The 19,478-nt window shown below is 64.7% G+C and carries 21 protein-coding genes; 2 read left to right on the forward strand and 19 right to left on the reverse strand.

Annotated features, from left to right (window positions below; genetic code table 11):
- Nucleotides 1-38: 38 nt before the first annotated feature.
- The 17 genes from FIU94_RS15620 to FIU94_RS15695 all read right to left on the reverse strand — a co-directional run bounded on the left by FIU94_RS15620 (nucleotide 39) and on the right by FIU94_RS15695 (nucleotide 15,483).
- Nucleotides 39-1,298, reverse strand: a complete 1,260-nt coding sequence (locus tag FIU94_RS15620) for an NADH-quinone oxidoreductase subunit E (protein WP_152466655.1) — start codon at nucleotides 1,296-1,298, stop codon at nucleotides 39-41.
- Nucleotides 1,299-1,494: 196 nt separating this feature from the next.
- Nucleotides 1,495-2,739: an NADH-quinone oxidoreductase subunit D gene (locus FIU94_RS15625; protein ID WP_152466656.1), complete on the reverse strand. Its 1,245-nt coding sequence runs from the start codon at nucleotides 2,737-2,739 to the stop codon at nucleotides 1,495-1,497.
- Nucleotides 2,740-2,854: 115 nt separating this feature from the next.
- Nucleotides 2,855-3,019, reverse strand: a complete 165-nt coding sequence (locus tag FIU94_RS20930; protein WP_172975815.1) for a hypothetical protein — start codon at nucleotides 3,017-3,019, stop codon at nucleotides 2,855-2,857.
- Nucleotides 3,020-3,021: 2 nt separating this feature from the next.
- Nucleotides 3,022-3,630, reverse strand: a complete 609-nt coding sequence (locus FIU94_RS15630; RefSeq protein WP_152466657.1) for an NADH-quinone oxidoreductase subunit C — start codon at nucleotides 3,628-3,630, stop codon at nucleotides 3,022-3,024.
- Between the two features lie 84 nt (nucleotides 3,631-3,714).
- Nucleotides 3,715-4,338 carry an NADH-quinone oxidoreductase subunit B family protein gene (locus FIU94_RS15635; protein ID WP_254702557.1) on the reverse strand — a complete coding sequence of 208 codons (624 nt, stop codon included), beginning with the start codon at nucleotides 4,336-4,338 and terminating at the stop codon, nucleotides 3,715-3,717.
- Entirely contained in the window at nucleotides 4,329-4,694 is a 366-nt protein-coding gene (locus tag FIU94_RS15640; protein ID WP_152466658.1) for an NADH-quinone oxidoreductase subunit A, read from the reverse strand. The genes FIU94_RS15635 and FIU94_RS15640 overlap by 10 nt, the downstream gene beginning before the upstream one ends.
- A gap of 158 nt (nucleotides 4,695-4,852) precedes the next feature.
- Nucleotides 4,853-5,752 carry an NAD(P)-dependent oxidoreductase gene (locus tag FIU94_RS15645; protein WP_152466659.1) on the reverse strand — a complete coding sequence of 300 codons (900 nt, stop codon included), beginning with the start codon at nucleotides 5,750-5,752 and terminating at the stop codon, nucleotides 4,853-4,855.
- 53 nt (nucleotides 5,753-5,805) lie between these two features.
- Complete coding sequence (locus FIU94_RS15650; protein ID WP_254702558.1) at nucleotides 5,806-6,777, reverse strand: ABC transporter ATP-binding protein; 972 nt, start codon at nucleotides 6,775-6,777, stop codon at nucleotides 5,806-5,808.
- A 72-nt stretch (nucleotides 6,778-6,849) separates the two neighbouring features.
- Entirely contained in the window at nucleotides 6,850-7,632 is a 783-nt protein-coding gene (locus tag FIU94_RS15655; protein WP_152466660.1) for a crotonase/enoyl-CoA hydratase family protein, read from the reverse strand.
- Between the two features lie 40 nt (nucleotides 7,633-7,672).
- A complete protein-coding gene (locus FIU94_RS15660) occupies nucleotides 7,673-8,524 on the reverse strand; it encodes a hydroxymethylglutaryl-CoA lyase (protein WP_152466661.1) in 852 nt (283 codons plus the stop codon).
- A 48-nt stretch (nucleotides 8,525-8,572) separates the two neighbouring features.
- Complete coding sequence (locus FIU94_RS15665; RefSeq protein WP_152466662.1) at nucleotides 8,573-9,238, reverse strand: glutathione S-transferase family protein; 666 nt, start codon at nucleotides 9,236-9,238, stop codon at nucleotides 8,573-8,575.
- A gap of 185 nt (nucleotides 9,239-9,423) precedes the next feature.
- On the reverse strand, nucleotides 9,424-11,370 hold the full coding sequence (locus FIU94_RS15670) for a biotin carboxylase N-terminal domain-containing protein (RefSeq protein WP_152466663.1): 1,947 nt from the start codon (nucleotides 11,368-11,370) through the stop codon (nucleotides 9,424-9,426).
- A gap of 84 nt (nucleotides 11,371-11,454) precedes the next feature.
- Complete coding sequence (locus FIU94_RS15675; protein WP_152466664.1) at nucleotides 11,455-11,865, reverse strand: ASCH domain-containing protein; 411 nt, start codon at nucleotides 11,863-11,865, stop codon at nucleotides 11,455-11,457.
- A 25-nt stretch (nucleotides 11,866-11,890) separates the two neighbouring features.
- Nucleotides 11,891-13,495, reverse strand: coding sequence for a carboxyl transferase domain-containing protein (locus tag FIU94_RS15680; RefSeq protein WP_152466665.1), 1,605 nt, complete (start codon nucleotides 13,493-13,495; stop codon nucleotides 11,891-11,893).
- A gap of 1 nt (nucleotide 13,496) precedes the next feature.
- Entirely contained in the window at nucleotides 13,497-13,949 is a 453-nt protein-coding gene (locus FIU94_RS15685) for a lysozyme inhibitor LprI family protein (protein ID WP_172975923.1), read from the reverse strand.
- 79 nt (nucleotides 13,950-14,028) lie between these two features.
- On the reverse strand, nucleotides 14,029-14,316 hold the full coding sequence (locus tag FIU94_RS15690; RefSeq protein ID WP_152466667.1) for a hypothetical protein: 288 nt from the start codon (nucleotides 14,314-14,316) through the stop codon (nucleotides 14,029-14,031).
- A 3-nt stretch (nucleotides 14,317-14,319) separates the two neighbouring features.
- The gene (locus FIU94_RS15695; protein WP_152466668.1) at nucleotides 14,320-15,483 is read right to left on the reverse strand and encodes an isovaleryl-CoA dehydrogenase; all 1,164 of its coding nucleotides are present in this window, start codon (nucleotides 15,481-15,483) and stop codon (nucleotides 14,320-14,322) included.
- 149 nt (nucleotides 15,484-15,632) lie between these two features.
- Here FIU94_RS15695 and FIU94_RS15700 point away from each other — a divergent pair, with 149 nt between their 5' ends.
- The gene (locus FIU94_RS15700; RefSeq protein WP_152466669.1) at nucleotides 15,633-16,106 is read left to right on the forward strand and encodes a pyridoxamine 5'-phosphate oxidase family protein; all 474 of its coding nucleotides are present in this window, start codon (nucleotides 15,633-15,635) and stop codon (nucleotides 16,104-16,106) included.
- Nucleotides 16,107-16,109: 3 nt separating this feature from the next.
- On the opposite strand, the gene FIU94_RS15705 is transcribed toward FIU94_RS15700, so the two are convergent.
- Together FIU94_RS15705 and FIU94_RS15710 are read right to left on the reverse strand one after the other, a co-directional pair.
- Entirely contained in the window at nucleotides 16,110-17,327 is a 1,218-nt protein-coding gene (locus FIU94_RS15705) for a DegT/DnrJ/EryC1/StrS aminotransferase family protein (protein WP_152466670.1), read from the reverse strand.
- Nucleotides 17,324-17,998, reverse strand: a complete 675-nt coding sequence (locus tag FIU94_RS15710; protein WP_152466671.1) for an HAD-IA family hydrolase — start codon at nucleotides 17,996-17,998, stop codon at nucleotides 17,324-17,326. Before FIU94_RS15710 ends, FIU94_RS15705 begins: the two co-directional genes overlap by 4 nt.
- 127 nt (nucleotides 17,999-18,125) lie before the next feature.
- Here FIU94_RS15710 and glmU point away from each other — a divergent pair, with 127 nt between their 5' ends.
- Nucleotides 18,126-19,478, forward strand: coding sequence for a bifunctional UDP-N-acetylglucosamine diphosphorylase/glucosamine-1-phosphate N-acetyltransferase GlmU (glmU, locus tag FIU94_RS15715; protein ID WP_152466672.1), 1,353 nt, complete (start codon nucleotides 18,126-18,128; stop codon nucleotides 19,476-19,478).

Genomic DNA, 19,478 nt, shown 5'->3' on the forward strand with positions numbered 1-19,478 from the left:
CGCAAGTTTCCTTCCTGTTGGACCGGTTCGGATCCGGATCAGTTATCGTACAGGCCGTCCTTGCTGGCGCGGGTGGAAAATTCAGTTTCTTCACCGGCAGCCAGACGCTTGGCCTGGTCAACCCAGTTGTCGCGCGACACCCGTCCTTTGAACCCCTTGAGGTTCTGATCGACCCAGGCCACTTCATCGGCACGCCAGCTGGCAATCTGATCGTAATGGAAAAAACCCATTTCGTTCAGCATTTTTTCCAGCTTGGGGCCGACGCCCTTGATCAGCTTCAGATCGTCCGCCCCACCGTCGCGCGCGGCGTCCAGCGTTGCGGGTTTTTCACCGGGGGACGTCGGCGTGCCGGATTCGGCTTCCGCGTCCGTCTTCGCGCCCGGCGCGACTGTGCCCTCCTTGGGCTTGCCCTTGGCGTCGACCTCGGGCGCTTCGCCCGATGCCTCTGCGTGCTTGTCCGAACTGTCGCCCTGGTCGCGGGGCGCTTTCGCTTCGCTCTTGGTGCGGCCCCCTTGCGATCCATCGGGCCCCTCGGGGGGCATCATGTCGTCGCGCTTCGCCTTGGCGGGCTTGCCGCCCTTGTTCGCGGCATTGCCCTGCCACGGGGTCAGCAGCGGCACTTCGGTGCCGTCGATCCGCTTGATCGTGTCGCCGATTTCGACCGCAAGCGCCACACTGGCGTTGTGATCCGCCTTGCCGCTCTCGTGGTCCTTCAGGCTGGTCAGACCGCTTTGGGGTTCGGAGGTATAGCGCCCGTTCTGCGGCCCCGGCAGCGGCACCTTGCCCGCCGCGAGTTCGTCCAGCAGTTTGCCGAAGCTCTCGGCCGTCAGATCCTCGTAATAATCCTTGCCGATCTGCGCCATCGGCGCATTGGCGCAGGAGCCAAGGCATTCGACCTCTTCCCAGGAAAACTTGCCATCCGCCGACAGCTCATGCGGGTTGGGCGCGATCCGGTCCTTGCAGACGGCCATCAGGTCCTCTGCTCCGCAAATCATGCATGAGGTTGTGCCACAAACCTGAATATGTGCCACGGAACCAACAGGTTGCAGCTGGAACATGAAGTAGAATGTCGCGACCTCAAGACCCCGGATATAGGCCATGCCCAGCATCTCGGACACATGTTCGATCGCCGGACGGGAAAGCCAGCCCTCCTGCTCCTGTGCGCGCCACAAGAGCGGGATGATGGCAGAGGCCTGCCGCCCCTCGGGGTATTTGGTCATCTGCGCTTCGGCCCATTTCTGATTGGCGGGCGTGAAGGCGAAGCTGTCGGGTTGTTCAGGGTGTAGACGGCGGAGCATTAGATTTCTTCCAGATCAATTGAGGACTTTGGGCCGGGCCTTCCCGAGAAAACCTTTTCAAGCCTTGGACCACGAGCTATCGGAAAGACGTCATTCCACTCTTCAAGCGACGCGAAGGAGAGTTCCGGACGATCGCCGTTGGCATTTGGCTGCGGCAGATACTCTTTTGTGGTTTTTCGTTCTCTGAACCCTATCGTCAACGGTCGATCTCCCCGAACACCACATCCATGGTGCCGATGATCGCGGCGATATCGGCCAGCTGGTGGCCCTTGCTGATGTGGTCCATTGCCTGCAGGTGCAGGAAACCCGGCGCGCGCAGCTTGGCGCGGTAGGGCCGGTTGGACCCGTCCGCCACCAGGTACACGCCGAATTCGCCCTTCGGCGCCTCGACCGCGCAATAGACTTCGCCCGCGGGCACGTGGAACCCTTCGGTATAAAGCTTGAAGTGGTGGATCAGGCTTTCCATGTCGGTCTTCATCGCGGTGCGGCTGGGCGGGGTGATCTTGCCACGGGCCAGCACATCGCCCTTCCCTTCGGGCGCGCGCAGCTTTTCGATGGCCTGTTCCATGATGTGCACGGACTGGCGCATTTCCTCCATCCGGCAGAGGTACCGGTCAAAGCAGTCGCCATTCTTGCCCACAGGCACCTGGAATTCGAATTCGTCATAGCATTCATAGGGTTGCGAACGCCGCAGGTCCCAGGCCAGACCCGACCCGCGCACCATCACGCCGGAGAAGCCGTAATTCAGGATATCTTCTTCGCTGACCACGCCGATATCGACGTTGCGCTGCTTGAAAATGCGGTTTTCGGTCAGCAGACCGTCGATATCCGCAAGGATCTCGGGAAAGGATTTGCACCAGGCCTCGATGTCGTCGAGCAGCGCGTCGGGCAGGTCCTGATGTACGCCGCCGGGCCGGAAATAGGCCGCGTGCAGACGCGCGCCGCAGGCCCGCTCGTAAAAGATCATCAGCTTTTCGCGTTCTTCGAACCCCCAGAGCGGCGGGGTCAGCGCGCCCACGTCCAGCGCCTGCGTGGTCACGTTCAGCAGGTGGTTCAGCACGCGGCCGATCTCGCAGAACAGCACCCGGATCAGCGACGCGCGGCGCGGCACGACGGTCCCGGTCAGCTTTTCGATGGCCAGACACCAGGCGTGTTCCTGGTTCATCGGTGCCACGTAATCCAGCCGGTCGAAATAGGGCAGGTTCTGCAGGTACGTCCGGCTTTCCATCAGCTTTTCGGTGCCACGGTGCAACAGGCCGATATGCGGGTCGCAGCGTTCCACGATCTCGCCGTCCAGCTCAAGCACAAGCCGCAGGACCCCGTGCGCCGCAGGGTGTTGCGGGCCGAAGTTGATGTTGAAATTACGGATCTGCTGTTCGCCCGTCTGGGCGTCGCTCGACCCGTCGTCGTAGCGGTTCACACGAATGTCGCCGTCCATCATTTACGTCCCCTCAACTGGCGCTGCTGTGGATGCGGGCGGTTCGCGCGGACCCTCGCGGGCATCACCTCGCGGATGCCGAAAAATCTGGCGAAAATACCTTCCAGAAATGTGATCATCACAGTTTCTCCAACTCCTGCAGTTTCAGGCCCATCCACCACAGCAGGGCGAGGGTCCCGAACGGGACGACGCAGACCGCCGCCCAATACTTGTTGATCCCGAAATGGGGCAGCAGCCGCACCATCGGGATGGCCGTCAGCGCCGAGAGGATGAGCCACCACACGCTCACTTGGCACCTTCGGCCTTGTCGTCACCCGGCAGAATGTACTCCGCCCCTTCCCAGGGCGACATGAAGTCGAACTGGCGGTATTCCTGCACCAGGTTCACCGGCTCATACACCACGCGCTTCTGCGCTTCGTCATAGCGGACTTCGGTATAGCCGGTCGTCGGGAAATCCTTGCGCAGCGGATAGCCGCGAAAGCCGTAGTCGGTGAGGATGCGCCGCAGGTCGGGGTGACCCGAGAACAGGATGCCGAACATGTCGAAAACCTCACGCTCGAACCAGTTGGCCGAGGGATGCACGCTCACAAGGCTTGGCACCATGTCTTTTTCCCGCACCGCGACGCGCAGACGGATACGATGGTTCTGATACATGCTGAGCAGGTGATAGACGACGTCGAATCGCTTGGCCCGTCCGGCGTAATCCACTGCCGTGATGTCCACCAGCGTAGAGAAACGGCAGGTCGGATCGCCCCTGAGGAACTCCACCAGCCCCGCGATGTTGGTCAGCGTGACATCCATGTTCAGCTCACCCTGCGCGATGTCCCACGCCAGGATGCAGTCGGGGCGTTTCGCCTCGATATAGGCACCAAGTTCCTGCAGTTGCTCGCTCATCTCAATCCCTTCGACATGCGCAGCGGGCGCATAGTTGTTTCGATCCGCAGCATTGCGCGGGGGGCTTTCGCCCTGCCCCGCGGCTCAGCGTACGATGTTGCCGGTCCGGCGCATCTTGCGTTGCAGCTGCATGATTCCGTAAAGCAGCGCCTCCGCCGTGGGCGGGCAGCCCGGCACGTAGACATCCACCGGCACGATCCGGTCGCAGCCGCGCACCACGGAGTAGCTGTAGTGGTAATAGCCGCCGCCGTTAGCACAGGACCCCATGCTGATCACGTAGCGCGGTTCCGGCATCTGGTCATAGACCTTGCGCAGCGCCGGTGCCATCTTGTTGGTCAGCGTACCGGCGACGATCATCAGGTCGGATTGGCGCGGCGAGGCACGCGGTGCGGTGCCGAAGCGTTCAAGGTCGTAGCGCGGCATCGACGTGTGCATCATCTCGACCGCGCAGCAGGCCAGACCGAAGGTCATCCAGTGCAGCGACCCGGTACGCGCCCAGTTGACGATGTCGGCGGTCGACGTGACGAGGAACCCCTTGTCCTGCAGCTCCGCGTTCAGATTCTGCGTGGCCACGTCGCGGTCGAACCCGGCTTTGTAGGCCTCCACCGGCGCGCGTGCGGACGGGCCGGACTTGATCCGCTCGCCCTGGTGGCCACCGGACCCGCGGGTTTCCGTGACCAGAGGCGTTTCGTTATCCTTCACTGCCATTCGAGAGCCCCTTTCTTCCATTCATAGGCAAAGCCCGCCGTGAGCACCGCGAGGAAGACCATCATCGACCAGAAGCCGACCATGGACACGTCCTTGAACGCCACCGCCCAGGGAAACAGGAATGCGATTTCGAGATCGAAGATGATGAAAAGGATCGAAACGAGGTAGAACCGCACGTCGAATTTCATCCGCGCGTCATCGAAGGCGTTGAACCCGCATTCGTAGGCCGACACCTTTTCCGGGTCGGGATTGCGCACGGCGAGGACCACGGCGGCAAGGATCAGGATCACGCCGAATCCGATTGCCACGGCCAGAAAAACGAGGATAGGCAGATATTCCCGCAGCATGTCGTCCAAGGGGAGGCTCCTTTATGGTGCTGGGCACGGATGCGCTTGGGCGCTCAGGCCAGTCATGGCTCGGTTTCGGGTTTACTCTGCCGTCCCGACAGGGTCAACCGAAGGGCCATGTTTTTGGCGCTGTGCACGATATGTGATTGCCGCCGCACCGCCGGTGCCTACGCCCCCGGCAGATCGACCAGTTCGCGCCAGCGGTAGGCCGGTTCAAACCCCACCATCGCGCCCGCCTTCTCGATGCTGTAGAACGTCTCGTCCCGGCCCATGTCCCGCGTGACCGGAACATCTGCGTAGAACCGGTCCACAAGGTCCTGGGTGGACAGATCGACGGAGTGTTCGGCATTTGCCACGTTGAACACCTGGTAGCCCAGCCCGTCGGTCCGCAGGCAGCACTCGACCATCTGGCCCAGATCCCGTGCGTCGATATAGGCGAATATGTTCCGCTCGCGATGTCCGGGGTTTGCGATAAAGTCGGGGAACAGCGTCTTGTATTCATGCGGCTCGATCACGTTGTTGATCCGAAGCCCGTAGATGTCCGCCCCCGAACGCGCCTGAAAGCTGCGCGCCATCGCCTCGCAGCAGACCTTGGACATGGCATAACTGTCCTCGGGCACCGTGGGGTGATCCTCGTCGATCGGCAGATAGTCGGGCTTGCGCGCGCCGTCGGCGAAACACACGCAGTAGGTGGTCTCGGACGACGCGAAGATGACCTTGGGAATGCGGTTGCGCACCGCGGCGTCGATCACGTTGTAGGTGCTCAGCGTGTTGTTGCGAAAGGTCTCGTTGTCGGGACGGATCAAGATGCGGGGAACGGCCGCAAAATGCACCACCGCATCGAACACCGGCGCGCCGCCGCCGGGTTCAAGTTCGGACAGGTTGGCGTAGTTCTGCATCACGTCGAACACCTGGCCCGCGTCGGTCAGGTCGGCGATACGGTTGTCGACACCATCATGGTCCAGCGGCGTCAGATCGACGTTCAGCACCTGGTGCCCCTGATCAATCAGGTAGGGAACCACATGGCGACCCGCCTTGCCCGCCCCGCCGGTGAATAGAATACGCATGTCTCGGCTCTCCTGATGTTATGCCGGGACCAACGCACCGGCGCGCGTGCGGTTCACGGGGTGACTCTGCTCATCCATTTCGCGATCATGTCGTGCTGCACCCGCGCCTGTTCCGCGACCCTGTAAAAGCTGACCAGTTCGCGGACCGGGGCGCTGATCCGTTCGAACCCCGAGATGAAGGCGACAATCACCCCGACCTGCGTTTCCCCCTGCATCACGAGGTAGCCGCCAAAGATCAGCACCGACAGCGGCCCCAACGCGTTCAGCAGGTTCAGCATGGCCTTCAGGGCAAATTTCAGCAGGTTGAAACGGATCCTGTTGTCAAAGATCCGGTCGAGGATGCGCCCGCCCTCCTCCTGCACGGGGGCATCCATGTCCGACACCCGGTCGCCGAGTTCGCGGATATAGGACACCCGTTCCTGGACCAGCTCGTTCAGCCGGCGCTGCATCAGGGGCGTCAGGATCACCTGCGGCACCATGAAAGCAAGCGCGAACAGCGCGATGCTGGGCTGAACCACGAACATGTAGCCCAGAACCCCCAGCAGGATCGCCACGTTCGCGCAGGATTGCGACAGTGCTTCGCCCACGAAACCGCCCAGTTTCTCGACCTCGGACCCAATGATCGAGACCACGCGCCCCTCGCTGTCCTCCGCCGTCTCGATCTGATCGCCATAAAGCCCCAGAAGGTGCCGCCGCGTGTAGATATTGGCGCTCTCGGTCAGCCAGGACTGATAGCAGCGCAGCGCGAATTTCCCGGCCTGATGCAGGACGATCACCACCAGATAGGCAACGCCGAATTGCAACAGCAGCGGGACGTTCTGCGTGTCCACCACTTCGTTCACGATGCGGCGCTGCAATTCGATGGGCGCGAGGTTCAGCGCCGCCACGATCACCGCGCCGATACAGCAGCCAACCTGGTGCCAGCCGGTCATGCGCCAGACATAGCCCCAGACCGTGCTGGCGGCACTGTCGTCGCCGGTCAGTTCGACCTTGCGGGGGCTGAAGACGTCAACAATGGATTTCAATCGTCACTCCGGCATTGCGGGTCGGCTTAGAGGTGCGGCAAATGAACGGCCCGCACAAGCAGCGATGGCGGCTCAGGCCACCCAGGCAGGTTTGCGTTTGTCAAAGAACGCATCAATCCCCTCGGCGGCTTCCTCGGTCTCCCAACGGGCCGCAAGGGCTGCGATCGACATCTCCACCGCCGCCTGTGAGGCCGCACCGCCCAGATCCAGCGCCAGCGCCTTGGCCGCAGCCACCGCGCCCGGTGCGCAGGAGAGGTAAGGTGCCACTTCACGCTCCACCGCGGCGTCAAGGTCTTCGGCAGCCACGGCACGGGCCAGCAGGCCCAGCGACACGGCCTCTGCCGCATCGAACAGCCGGGCGGACATGAAGACCCGCCGCGCCATGCCCTCGCCCATGCGGGCGATCACGTAGGGGCCGATGGTGGCCGGGATGATCCCCAGCCGGGTTTCGGTGAACCCCATGCGCAGGCCGTCCACGCCGATGGCCACATCGCAGACGCTGGCCATGCCGACCCCGCCGCCGAATGCATTGCCCTGTACCCGCCCAATCAGCGGCTTGGGCAACCGGTTCAACGCGCCCAGCATATCCGCCAGCTTGCGCGCCTCCGCCGACCGGGTCTCGGCATCCATGTCACGCTGGTCGCGCATCCAGCCCAGATCGCCCCCCGCGCAAAAGGACGCCCCCGCCCCGGTCAGCACCACCACACGCACCCTGTCATCCGCCGCCAGCTGCGCTGCCGCCGCCGTCAGGTCCGCCAGCATCTGCGCCGACATGGCGTTGTGCTTGTCGGGGCGGTTCAGGGTCAGCGTCGCGACCCCCCGCTTATCCGTGTCGATGGTTACTGTCTCGAACATGCGTTTTATCCTTCCCTGACCTGCCCCCGAGGCGCGGCGATCATCGCATCGACCGCGCCAGCGCCGCCGCTTCTTCGGTGACGCTTTGATCCACGCCGGTATCATAGCCCAGCGCCAGCAGATGGGCGTTGACCGCCTCGGTTGCCACATTTCCCTTGGCGCCCGGCGCGTAGGGGCAGCCGCCAAGCCCTCCGACCGCCGCGTCAAAGACCCGCACCCCCAGCGACAGCGACGTGTCGATGTTGGCCATCGCCCGCCCCTTTGTGTCATGGTAATGCCCCGCCAGCCGTCCCACCGGCACCACGTCCCGAACCGCGAGAAGCATCCGGGCGATGCTGTCGGGTGTGCCCGCGCCAATGGTATCGCCCAGCGAAATTTCATAGCAGCCCATCGCGAACAACCTGTCGGCCAGCGACGCCACCGCCGCCGGGTCCACAGGCCCGTCATAGGGACATTCCACGACGCATGAGATATAGCCGCGCACCGGCATGTCGCGGTGCCGCGCGTCCTCAAGGATGGGCGCGAACCGTTCCAGGGACTCGGCAATCGAGGCGTTGATGTTCTTGCGGCTGAACCCTTCCGATGCCGAGGCAAAGATCGCCACCTCGTCCGCGCCCGCCGCCAGCGCATCCTCGTAACCCCGCGTGTTCGGGGTAAGCGCGGCATAGCGCACCCCCTCGCGGCGATTGATCCCGGCCATCACCTCGCCGGAGCCTGCCATCTGCGGCACCCATTTGGGCGACACGAAAGACGCACATTCGATCCGCCTGAACCCCGCGCCCGACAACAGGTCGACCAGCGCGATCTTCTCGCTGATCGGGATTTCCCGCGCCTCGTTCTGCAACCCGTCGCGGGGTCCCACTTCAAAAATCTCGCATGGTCCCAGGCTCATCTCCGCCCCCTTCCAGGTTGTCTCGGGCGCGGCACCGCGCCGCGCGCCTCAGTCGATCGGCCAGGGCGCGTAGAAATCTTTCTCATAGATGCCCTCCCCCTGCGGCAGGCTGTCGGCAAAGCTGTCGCGGTCCGTGATCCTCTCGTACCATTCCGCAACGGCGGGATGGTTGTCCAGCTTCGTGAAGTACCGCGCCATGTAAACCGCCTGCCCGACCGAAATGTCCGCAGCCGAAAAACCGCTGGTCAGAAGGTAGTCGCGGTTCTCCACCGGGGTGGACAGCCGCGCCTCCAGCGCATCGTAGCACTTGCCGATGCGCGCCGCTTCGAGCTTCATCACGATGGGGCTGCGCATGTGGTCCTCGCGCAATGCGATGTGCTGCTGCGTCAGCGCCGCGGTGTGCTGGCTGATCGTCTCCGCGAAATGGAGCCAGACCAGCCAGGCCATGCGGTCCGGCACGCCCGGCATCCGGCCCAGCCGTTCGGGGCTGAACCGCTCGCAAAGGTATTCGGTGATCGCCCCGGTCTCGAACATCCGCTCGCCGTCGATTTCCAGCGCGGGCACCCGGCCCGCCGGAGACAGCGACAGGTACGCGGGATCGCGCAGCGACCGGTCGAAGGAATAGGTGCGCACCTGAAAGTCGACATCCAGCTCGTTGAGCAGCCAGAGTGTGCGCATCGACCGGGTTTGCGGACAGTGGTGTAATGTGATCATCTCGGAAACCTCAATAGAACCATTCGTGCCCTCGGTGACATGGGGCGCGGGCGCAGCCGTCAAGGGGGCGGCGCATGGCAGGCCCCTTCGGCGTCATCCGGCGACGGGCCGGGACATCTGCTGCGCCTCGACGTCGGCATAGGCGATAACCGCCCGGACTACCAGCCCGCCACCCCGCGGCAGCGTCACGCGGCGGCGTCATCCTCTGCTTCCAGCCGGACCAGCGCCGCCCCCGCCTCTACCTGATCGCCGGCGGCGGCCAGCACCTCGACCACCACGCCATCACGCTCCGCCAGCAGGGAATGCTCCATCTTCATCGCCTCCAGCACCGCCAGCCTGTCGCCTGCGGCCACCTTCTGACCCACCTGCGCCTCGACCAGCCTCACCATGCCCGGCATCGGCGCTTCGATCAGGTTGCCGTCCCCGCTGCGGCCCGCGGCACGGGCCAGCGGATCGACAACGTCAAAGACCATGCCGTAGCCGTCAAACACCGTGACCGTCGCCCCCGCCATGCTGACCTCGGGCGCCACGTGGCCATCCAGATACCACGTGCCAGCGCGCCGCTCCGCCGTGACCTCGACCTCCCCCACGGACCAGAGCTGACGATCCGGCGACATCACCCGCACCTTGAGCAGATCGTCCTCGCCCCCCTGCGCCAGCATCACCTGCCGCCGCAGCGGCCGCCACAGGGTGAACCCGGCCTCGGCCTGCGGCACCATGAGGCCCAGCGCCGCCATGCCCGCGAGCGCCCTGTGCCAGGGCTCGACCGCGGGCACATCGGTCAGTGTTTCGATGTCGCGGGCGATCAGCCCCGTGTCCACGTCACCCGCGGCAAAGCCCGCATGACCCGCCAGCGCCCCCAGGAAGGCAAGGTTCGTGACCGTGCCCGCCACCTGCGCGCCGGACAGCGCGGCGCGCAGCCGCGCCAGCGCCACATCCCTTGTGGGACCGTGCACGATGACCTTGGCGATCATCGGATCGTAGAATGGGCTGATCGTATCCCCCGCGCGGACCCCCGAATCCGCACGCGTCCGGTCCGTGAAGTGCAGATGCGTCAGCGTGCCGGTCGCAGGCAGGAAGCCCTTCGGCACGTCCTCGGCATAAAGCCGCGCCTCGAAGGCGTGGCCGTCGATGGACAGATCCTGCTGGTGCAGCGGCAGACTCTCCCCCGCGGCCACGCGCAGCTGCCATTCCACCAGGTCGACGCCGGTGATCGCTTCTGTCACCGGATGCTCCACCTGCAGGCGTGTGTTCATCTCCATGAAGAAGAACCCATCCCGGCGCAGCCCGTCCGAGGCATCGACGATGAACTCCACCGTTCCCGCCCCGGCATAGCCGATGGCCTCGGCCGCGCGGACGGCGGCGGCGCCCATGGCCGCGCGCATCTCGTCGGTCATGCCGGGCGCCGGAGCTTCCTCGATCACCTTCTGATGGCGGCGCTGCAGCGAACAATCGCGCTCGAACAGATGGACTGCCTTCTTGCCGTCACCAAAGACCTGCACCTCGATGTGGCGCGGCTTGGCCACGAATTTCTCCACCAGCACGTCGGCATTGCCGAAGGCGCTTCTGGCCTCCGACCGGGCCGAATCGAGTGCCGCCTTGAACCCCTTGGCATCGTCAACCTGACGCATCCCCTTGCCGCCGCCCCCCGCGACGGCCTTGATCAGGACCGGATAGCCGATCTTCTCGGCCTCCTGCATGAGCAGATCGTCGTCCTGATCGGCCCCGTGATATCCCGGCACCACGGGCACCCCGGCCTCGACCATCAGCGCCTTGGCGGCGTCCTTCAGCCCCATGGCGCGGATGGCTCGGGCCGAGGGGCCGATAAACACAAGCCCGGCCTTTTCCACCGCTTCGACGAAATCGGGGTTTTCGGACAGGAATCCATAGCCCGGATGGATCGCCTGCGCCCCCGTGTCCAGTGCCGCCTGAATGATGGCATCCCCGCGCAAATAGCTTTCGGCAGGGGCAGAGCCGCCGATATGCACCGCCGCGTCCGCTATCGCCACATGCATGGCCGCCGCATCCGCGTCCGAGTAGACGGCGACACAACGCACGCCCATGGCCTGGGCCGTCTGCATCACCCGGCAGGCGATCTCGCCCCGGTTTGCAATCAGGATCGTGTCGAACATGTCTCGCCCTTCTTCATTTCATTGTTCCTCAAATATACCGGGGGAGCAGTCGCAGACTGCGGGGGCAGCGCCCCCATGACCCGGTCAAAATGCCTCGACCACGTCGAACCTTTCCCAGATCAGCGTCATGTCTTCCGCGAAAATGCCCTGCCGCTCGTAATAACGGCGATGACCTGTCTTCCAGCTTTCCAGCGTGTCGTCCTCGCCCTCTGCCAGCGCCATCTCCTCGGTCATCCCGGCCCAGGTCGTCCGCACCAGCTCCTTCGTCTCGATCACCAGCGCGGGCCGACCGTCGGGGCCAAGCGCGATGTCGCGCCGGCCGATCACCGGCATCGGCTCGCGCCCTGCCTCCACATCGGCAAGGGCGGTGCAGGTCGCGCGTTTAGCGCCCGACCGGACCAGCGCGGTCAGCTCGGCAATGAGCCCCGGCGTGTCACCAAAGGCAAAGGTCTGCGCCCCGGGGTAGCGCGCCAGCACGTCGTCCAGTTCTGCCATCTCGCGTCTCTCCCTCGGGCCCGGGTTACATGCGGAACACGCCAAAGCGTGTCGGCTCGATGGGGGCATTCAGGCTGGCCGACAGGCTCAGGAACAGCACCTCCCGGCTCTTGCGCGGGTCGATGATGCCATCGTCCCACAGCCGCGCGGAAGCATAGAGCGGGTGGCTCTGTTCCTCGAACATGTCGATGGTGGGCTGCTTGAAGGCGGTCTCTTCCTCTTCGGTCCATGTCTCGCCCGCCCGCTCCATCGCGTCGCGCTTGACGGTGGCCAGCACCCCCGCCGCCTGCGGTCCGCCCATGACCGAAATCCGGCTGTTGGGCCAGGTCCACAGGAACCGCGGGCGATAGGCCCGCCCCGACATGCCGTAGTTGCCCGCCCCGAAAGAGCCGCCGACCAGCATGGTGATCTTGGGCACATTGGTGGTGGCCACCGCCGTCACCATCTTGGCCCCGTGTCGCGCGATGCCCTCGTTCTCGTATTTGCGCCCCACCATGAAACCGGTGATGTTCTGCAGAAAGACCAGCGGGATATTGCGCTGGCTGCAAAGTTCAACGAAATGCGCCCCCTTCTGCGCCGCTTCCGAAAACAACACCCCGTTGTTGGCCACGATCCCGATGGGACATCCCTTGAGATGGGCAAACCCCGTCACCAGCGTCTCGCCAAAGCGGGATTTGAATTCGTCAAAGCGGCTGCCGTCCACCAGCCGGGCAATCACCTCGCGGATGTCATAGGGCGTGCGCAGGTCGGCGGGCACCACCCCCAGCAGTTCCGCCGGGTCATAGGCGGGGTCCTCCGGGCTTTCCCATTGAACGGTCGCGGGCCGGGTCCGGTTGAGCTGCGCAACCGCGCGGCGCGCCAGGCTCAGCGCATGGGCGTCGTCCTCTGCCAGATAGTCGGCCACGCCGGACAGCCGCGTATGCACATCGCCGCCGCCCAGATCCTCGGCGCTGACCACTTCGCCCGTCGCCGCCTTGACCAGCGGCGGCCCGGCAAGAAAGATCGTCCCCTGTTCCTTCACGATGATGGTCACATCCGACATCGCGGGCACGTAAGCCCCGCCAGCAGTGCATGACCCCATGACCACGGCAATCTGCGGGATCCCCTTGGCCGACATGCGCGCCTGGTTGTAGAAAATCGCGCCGAAATGGTCGCGGTCGGGGAAAACCTCGTCCTGGTTCGGCAGGTTCGCGCCGCCACTGTCCACAAGATAGACGCAAGGCAGATGGTTCGCCTCCGCGATTTCCTGCGCGCGCAGGTGTTTCTTGACCGTCATGGGGTAATAGCTGCCGCCCTTCACGGTGGCGTCGTTGCAGACCACCATGACCTCGTGCCCCTGGACCCGACCGATGCCCGCGATCACCCCGGCACAGGGTGCAGCGCCATCATAAAGCCCATGCGCCGCGGTCGCCCCGATTTCCAGAAACGGCGATCCGGGGTCCAGCAGGTTCGCAACCCGTTCCCTGGGCAGCATCTTGCCCCGGCTGACGTGACGCGCGCGCGATTTCTCGCCGCCGCCAAGGGCAGCCGCCTCCGCCGCCGCCGCGACCGGTTCCAGCGCCTTGAGATGCGCCGCTTCGTTCGCCTTGTAGGCCTCGGAAGACGGCAGCGCCTGAGATAGCAGTTTCACGTCAATTTCCCTTCATGTCCCGCAGCTCCAGCGTGCGCCGGGCCGTCATCACCATCATGCAGTTGGCAAAGACCACACTGCGGATCGAACCGCCCTGCCACCGGGCATAGTCCAGCGCACATTCCGCGTCGCGAAAGGCGATCCAGGCCCGCTGCGCGGTCAGAAGCTGGTCCTTCAGCCCCGCGTCCTGCGCTTCGAGGTGGGCGCGTGTGCTCTTGTATTCCGTGTTCAGCAGGTCGTCCCAAACCGCAGTCTCCGCCTGGATGCATTGCGAGATGCCCTGCGTGGTGTCGAAACCCTGATCCTGGCAGGCGTTCGATGCCGCGCCCAGGCACGCCGGGGCGGTCTCGCCCACGGGCGTATCTGCAAAGCAGGACCGCACCGTGTTGCCATCCACCTGCTGCGCCACGGCACCGCCCGCGCAGACCATCGCCAGAATTGCCAGAAACCTCATCGCCGCGTCTCCTTTGTTGTCATCCTTGCCGACCGCCGGGGCCGCTGTTTTCAGTCCATCGCGACGCGCGCCGGGGCGGTCATGCAGCGGGTTCCGCGGGATCAGGTAACACCAGTCGCCCCGCCCGATCCACCTTATAGACCACCGCATCGCCGCAACGGACCTCGATCCAGACCCGTGGCGCGCTTGCGGGCACGGCATGGCAATCGGTTTTCCGCCCGCCGTGCTCGGCCACGTATCTGGACGCGTAATGGTCGATCACATCCGTCTCCGTCATTTGCGCTGCAATCCAGCCCTGTCGGAACAGCAGCACCCCAACCACGACGGTCAGCACTGCAAGCGGGGTCCACCACAGCCACCGCGGCATCGCCTAGGCCATCGCCGCCATCATTTCGCGACCCACCAGCATGCGGCGGATTTCCGACGTACCGGCCCCGATCTCCATCAGCTTGGCATCGCGGAAGATACGCGCAACGGGCGTGTCGTTCAGGTAGCCCGCGCCCCCCAGCGCCTGCACCGCCTGATGGGCCTGTACCATCGCCTGCTCCGAGGCGTAGAGGCAACAGGCGGCCGCGTCCTGGCGCGTCACGTTTCCCCGATCACAGGCCTGTGCCACGCTGTAGACATAGGCCCGCGCCGAGTTCATCGCCGTGTACATATCCGCCAGCTTGCCCTGCATCAGCTGGAAGTTACCGATCGGCTCGCCGAACTGCCTGCGCTCGCTCACGTAGGGCATGACCTCGTCCAGGCAGGCCGCCATGATGCCCAGACCGATGCCCGCCAGCACCACGCGTTCGTAGTCCAGACCCGACATCAGCACCGCCACGCCGCGCCCTTCTTCGCCCAGCACGTTCTCCAACGGCACTTCGACATCGTCGAACACCAGCTCGCCGGTGTTCGACCCGCGCATGCCCAGCTTGTCCAGGTGGTGCGGGGTGCTGAAGCCTTTCATCCCGCGCTCGATCAGAAACGCGGTGATCCCCCTCGACCCCAGGTCGGGATCGGTCTTGGCGTATACCACCAGCGTCTCGGCGTTGGGCGCATTGGTGATCCAGTACTTGTTACCGGACAGACGGTAATGATCGTTGCGCTTCTCTGCCCGCAGCTTCATCGACACCACGTCGCTGCCTGCGCCTGCTTCGGACATCGCCAGCGCGCCGACATGCTCACCGGTGCAGAGCTTTGGCAGGTACTTTGCCTTCTGTTCGGGGGTGCCGTTCAGCTTGATCTGATTGACGCAGAGGTTCGAATGCGCGCCATAGGACAGCGAAACCGACGCCGAGGCGCGGGCGATTTCCTCGACCGCGACGACATGGGCGACATATCCCAGCCCGGAACCGCCGTGCTCTTCCTCCACCGTCATGCCGAGCAGGCCCAATTCGCCCATCTCGGTCCAGAGTTCGGGCGGAAAGTCATTATTGCTGTCGATTTCCGCAGCCATCGGTTTGACCCGTTCCTGCGCCCAGCGGTGCACCATGTCGCGCAGGGCGGTCACGTCCTCCCCCAGATCGAAATTCATACTCGCGTTGAACATCTCCGCCTCCCCGGGCTCGTTATTGAACGACTGTTCATTACTTAACGCAGTGGCGCTCTTTTCGTCAAGCCGCCCGGTGCAGCGGAACCCTGTGCCCCCCGCAACCGTTGGCCGAGTGAAACACGCCAACCTCTGCAAAGGATACTGCAATGAGCAACGATCTGAAAAAGGAATTCTGGGACCGGATGGAGGACATCCGCTCAGGCATGCTGGGCGCCGATAACGCCCGCAGCGTCCCGATGAGCCACTTCGTCGATGACGACACCCCGAACACGCTTTGGTTCATCACGGCCAAGGATACCGACATCTCCAAGGCCGCCGGCACCGGCGCAGACGCGGAATACATCGTGTCCAGCAAGGACGAGCATCTTTACGGGCGCATCCATGGGCGCATCACCGTTTCACACGATGACGAACAGCTCGACGACATCTGGAACGCCTTTGCCGCCGCATGGTTCGATGGGGACAAGAACGATCCCGACGTGCAGCTGCTGCGCATGGACCTCAAGGAAGCCGAGGTCTGGGTGACAGAAGGCAATCTCAAGTTCCTCTACGAGATCGCCAAGGCGAACGTGACCGACAAGAAACCCGACGCGGGCCAGCACGGCACGATCATGTTCTGACGCTCAGGCGGGGCTGCGCGCCCCGTCCCTGACATTCTGGTGCACCGCGCCGACCTCGGACCGGATGATCCGCGCGATAAGATCGCAGTCTTCGAGCGAAAAGGTCAGCGGCACCCTCATGTCCACGATGCCTGCCAGTACAGCGTCACTGGCGGGCATCCTTTCCGACTTTACGTACTGCCATGAATCGTAGCGGCTGGTGAACCCGATCGGTTCGGCAGCGCCGAACCACTTTAGCTCGACCCCCCGCTCGCGGCACCGGCGCAGCACCTCCTGCACATCCGGGGCGGCCCAGCCGTCCAGAAGGAACTGGATCGACGATCCGACAATCGTTTCCCGCGCCGGACGGTCGATCACCGTCAGACCGGGCGTGCCGCGCAATCCCCCTTCGATCCGGAAATACCGTTCGTTCCAGCGCGCGCACTGGCGGTCGAGGTCACGCAGTTGAGGCCGCAATATCGCCGCGCGCAGGTTGTCCATCCGGCCCGAGACATTGGGCATCTCGTAGCGGATCGTCTCGAACATCTCTTTCGGCGGTCCGGCACGGTGGCTTTCGTACAGCATGTAGGACCCCGACAGCATCACCGCACGCGCCGCGATCTCGGGGTCGTCCATGACCAGCAGGCCGCCTTCGCCGGCGTTGACGTGCTTGTAGGTCTGGCAGGAATAGCACCCAACCTTGCCCTGCGTCCCCGAAGGAACGCCGTTCCACGCCGCCCCCATCGTGTGGGCGCAATCCTCTATCACCGTGATCCCCGACGCGTCGCAGAGCGCCATCAGCGCCTCCATGTCCGCGATGTGCCCCCGCATGTGGCTGAGCAGCAGAACATCCGCCTGGTCGGCCTTGGCGGCGAGGTCATCGAGGTCGATCACAAGTTGCCGCGTCACCCCGACAAACACCGGCACCGCCCCCACCGCGGCAATCGCGCCGGGCACCGGGGCCAGGGTAAAGGCATTGGTCAGGACGCGGTCGCCGGGCCTGACCCCCACGGCCCGCAGCGCCGTGCCCATCGCATAGCCGCCCGACGCCACCGCCAGGCAATAGCGTGCCCCGACCATGTCCGCGAATTCCTGCTCAAGCATTACGGTCTGCGCCACTTCGCCCGGCGCGGTGTTGTAGCGGTGCAGCCGACCCGACCGCATCACCGCCACCGCCGCTTCGATCCCCTCCTCCGGTATCGGCTCCTGCTGGGTAAAGCTGCCGCGGAAGACGTCGGTCATGCCGCCGACCCCACCAGCCCGACGACGATGTCGTGCAGGTCGTCGTAGTGGTTCAAAAGCGCCTCGGGCGCCAGCGCCGCCATGTCGCCACCCGCCGGACCAAACGTCACCAGCACGCAGGGCACCCCGGCGTTGCGCGCGGTGTTGCGGTCGGTGTCGCTGTCGCCGATCAGCATGCACAGCGCCGGATCGCCGCCCGCACGGCGCGCGGTCTCGAACAGGTGTTCGGGATCGGGCTTGCGCACCGCCAGCGTGTCGGCCCCCAGCATCGCGTCAAAGACCTCGCGCACCCCCAGCCGTGTCAGCAGCGTATTGGCCAGCTCTTCGGGTTTGTTGGTGCAGATGGCCACCCGGTAGCCTGCCTGCTTCAGCCGGATGACCGCCTCCATCGCGCCGGGATAAAGCGTGGTGTGCGTGTCGATGTCACGGGCGTAGGCTTCGAGCAGCTTCGGATAACAGGCGTTGATGGTGTCCAGGTCGTCCGACCGGCCCAGCCGGCCCATCCCGAGTTTCAGCATGGCGCGCCCGCCGCGCAGGGCGGTGCCGGCATCCTTCACCGGGTCCAGCAGATCCCCCGCCCCGAGATCCCGAAAGCAAGAGTTCGCGGCGGCAATCAGATCGCCGCTGGTGTCGGCCAGCGTCCCGTCAAGATCGAAAACAACCGTCTTCATATCGTCCCCGTCTGCGGCTCACCGCCCATTGTTGTTGCAGGCCGCAACCTATCTTGATCCCGGCCACCCTTGCGCCTTTGTGCTCAGGGGGTAAACAGAATGCAAGGTAGAGCATAAAGAGACCCATATGAAAACGTCACTGGTCATCCTTGCCGCAGGCAAAGGCACACGGATGAATTCGGACCTGCCCAAGGTCCTGCACCCCATCGCGGGCGAACCGATGCTGATCCACGCCATGGAATCCGGCCGCGTGCTGGCCCCCGAGCGCACCGTCGTCGTGGCGGGACACGGCGCCGATCAGGTCCGCGCCGCCGCCCTGGCGCACGACCCGGACGCGATCGTGGTCGAGCAGGAAGAACAGCTTGGCACCGCCCATGCGGTTGCACAGGCCCGCGCCGCGCTGACCGGGTTCGAGGGCATGACCGTGGTGCTCTATGGCGACACCCCCTTCATCCAGCCCGAGACGCTGGAGCGGATGCAGGACGCGCTGGCGCAGCACGATGTCACGGTGCTGGGCTTTCAGGCCGCCGATCCCGCCCGCTATGGCAGGCTGGTGATGGACGGCGACCGGCTGGAGCGGATCGTCGAATTCAAGGACGCCACCGAGGCCGAACGCGCCATCACCCTGTGCAATTCCGGCGTCCTCGCCGCCCGCACGGATACGCTGTTCGACCTGATCGACGCAGTGGGCAACGACAATGCCTCGGGCGAATACTACCTGACCGATATTGTCGGCCTGGCCCGCACAGGCGGCTTGCGCGCCAGCGCCGTCACCTGTGACGAGGCCGAGACGCTGGGCGTGAATTCCCGCGCCGACCTCGCGCTGGCCGATGCGACCTTCCAGCGCCGCGCCCGCGCGGCCCTGCTGGAAGACGGCGTGACCCTGATGGCCCCGGACACCGTCTATCTGGCCCGTGACACCATCATCGGGCGCGACACGCTGATCGAACCCAACGTGGTGTTCGGCCCCGGTGTCACGGTCGAATCCGGTGCCACGATCCGGGCCTTTTCGCATCTTGAAGGCTGCCATGTCTCGCGCGGAGGCATCGTCGGGCCCTATGCCCGCCTGCGCCCCGGTGCGGAGCTTGCCGAAGACGTGCGCATCGGCAACTTTGTCGAGATCAAGAATGCCCAGGTTGCCGAAGGGGCCAAGATCAACCACCTCAGCTATGTCGGCGACGCCTCTGTCGGGGCGGCGGCGAACCTTGGCGCGGGAACGATCACCTGCAACTACGACGGCGTGATGAAACATCACACCCACATCGGCGCGCGCGCCTTCATCGGGTCCAACACCATGCTGGTGGCCCCTGTCAGCATCGGCGACGGCGCGATGACGGGATCGGGGTCGGTCATCACATCCGATGTCGAACCCGACGCGCTTGCGCTGGCACGTGCGCCGCAGGTCGAAAAACCCGGCATGGCGCGAAAATTGTTGGAAATGTTAAAGGCCAAAAAGGCCAAAATGCAGCGAGGCAGCTGA

Source organism: Sulfitobacter sp. THAF37 (assembly GCF_009363555.1).
In the GTDB taxonomy this organism is placed as follows: Bacteria; Pseudomonadota; Alphaproteobacteria; order Rhodobacterales; family Rhodobacteraceae; genus Sulfitobacter.

Excerpts from the sequence above, each read along its gene's own strand:
- FIU94_RS15620 (WP_152466655.1), bottom strand. The coding sequence starts at position 1,298 with ATGCTCCGCCGTCTACACCCTGAACAACCCGACAGCTTCGCCTTCACG.
- FIU94_RS15625 (WP_152466656.1), bottom strand. The coding sequence starts at position 2,739 with ATGATGGACGGCGACATTCGTGTGAACCGCTACGACGACGGGTCGAGC.
- FIU94_RS15630 (WP_152466657.1), bottom strand. The coding sequence starts at position 3,630 with ATGAGCGAGCAACTGCAGGAACTTGGTGCCTATATCGAGGCGAAACGC.
- FIU94_RS15635 (WP_254702557.1), bottom strand. The coding sequence starts at position 4,338 with ATGGCAGTGAAGGATAACGAAACGCCTCTGGTCACGGAAACCCGCGGG.
- FIU94_RS15645 (WP_152466659.1), bottom strand. The coding sequence starts at position 5,752 with ATGCGTATTCTATTCACCGGCGGGGCGGGCAAGGCGGGTCGCCATGTG.
- FIU94_RS15655 (WP_152466660.1), bottom strand. The coding sequence starts at position 7,632 with ATGTTCGAGACAGTAACCATCGACACGGATAAGCGGGGGGTCGCGACG.
- FIU94_RS15660 (WP_152466661.1), bottom strand. The coding sequence starts at position 8,524 with ATGAGCCTGGGACCATGCGAGATTTTTGAAGTGGGACCCCGCGACGGG.
- FIU94_RS15665 (WP_152466662.1), bottom strand. The coding sequence starts at position 9,238 with ATGATCACATTACACCACTGTCCGCAAACCCGGTCGATGCGCACACTC.
- FIU94_RS15670 (WP_152466663.1), bottom strand. The coding sequence starts at position 11,370 with ATGTTCGACACGATCCTGATTGCAAACCGGGGCGAGATCGCCTGCCGG.
- FIU94_RS15675 (WP_152466664.1), bottom strand. The coding sequence starts at position 11,865 with ATGGCAGAACTGGACGACGTGCTGGCGCGCTACCCCGGGGCGCAGACC.
- FIU94_RS15685 (WP_172975923.1), bottom strand. The coding sequence starts at position 13,949 with ATGAGGTTTCTGGCAATTCTGGCGATGGTCTGCGCGGGCGGTGCCGTG.
- FIU94_RS15690 (WP_152466667.1), bottom strand. The coding sequence starts at position 14,316 with ATGCCGCGGTGGCTGTGGTGGACCCCGCTTGCAGTGCTGACCGTCGTG.
- FIU94_RS15695 (WP_152466668.1), bottom strand. The coding sequence starts at position 15,483 with ATGTTCAACGCGAGTATGAATTTCGATCTGGGGGAGGACGTGACCGCC.
- FIU94_RS15700 (WP_152466669.1), top strand. The coding sequence starts at position 15,633 with ATGAGCAACGATCTGAAAAAGGAATTCTGGGACCGGATGGAGGACATC.
- FIU94_RS15705 (WP_152466670.1), bottom strand. The coding sequence starts at position 17,327 with ATGACCGACGTCTTCCGCGGCAGCTTTACCCAGCAGGAGCCGATACCG.
- FIU94_RS15710 (WP_152466671.1), bottom strand. The coding sequence starts at position 17,998 with ATGAAGACGGTTGTTTTCGATCTTGACGGGACGCTGGCCGACACCAGC.
- glmU (WP_152466672.1), top strand. The coding sequence starts at position 18,126 with ATGAAAACGTCACTGGTCATCCTTGCCGCAGGCAAAGGCACACGGATG.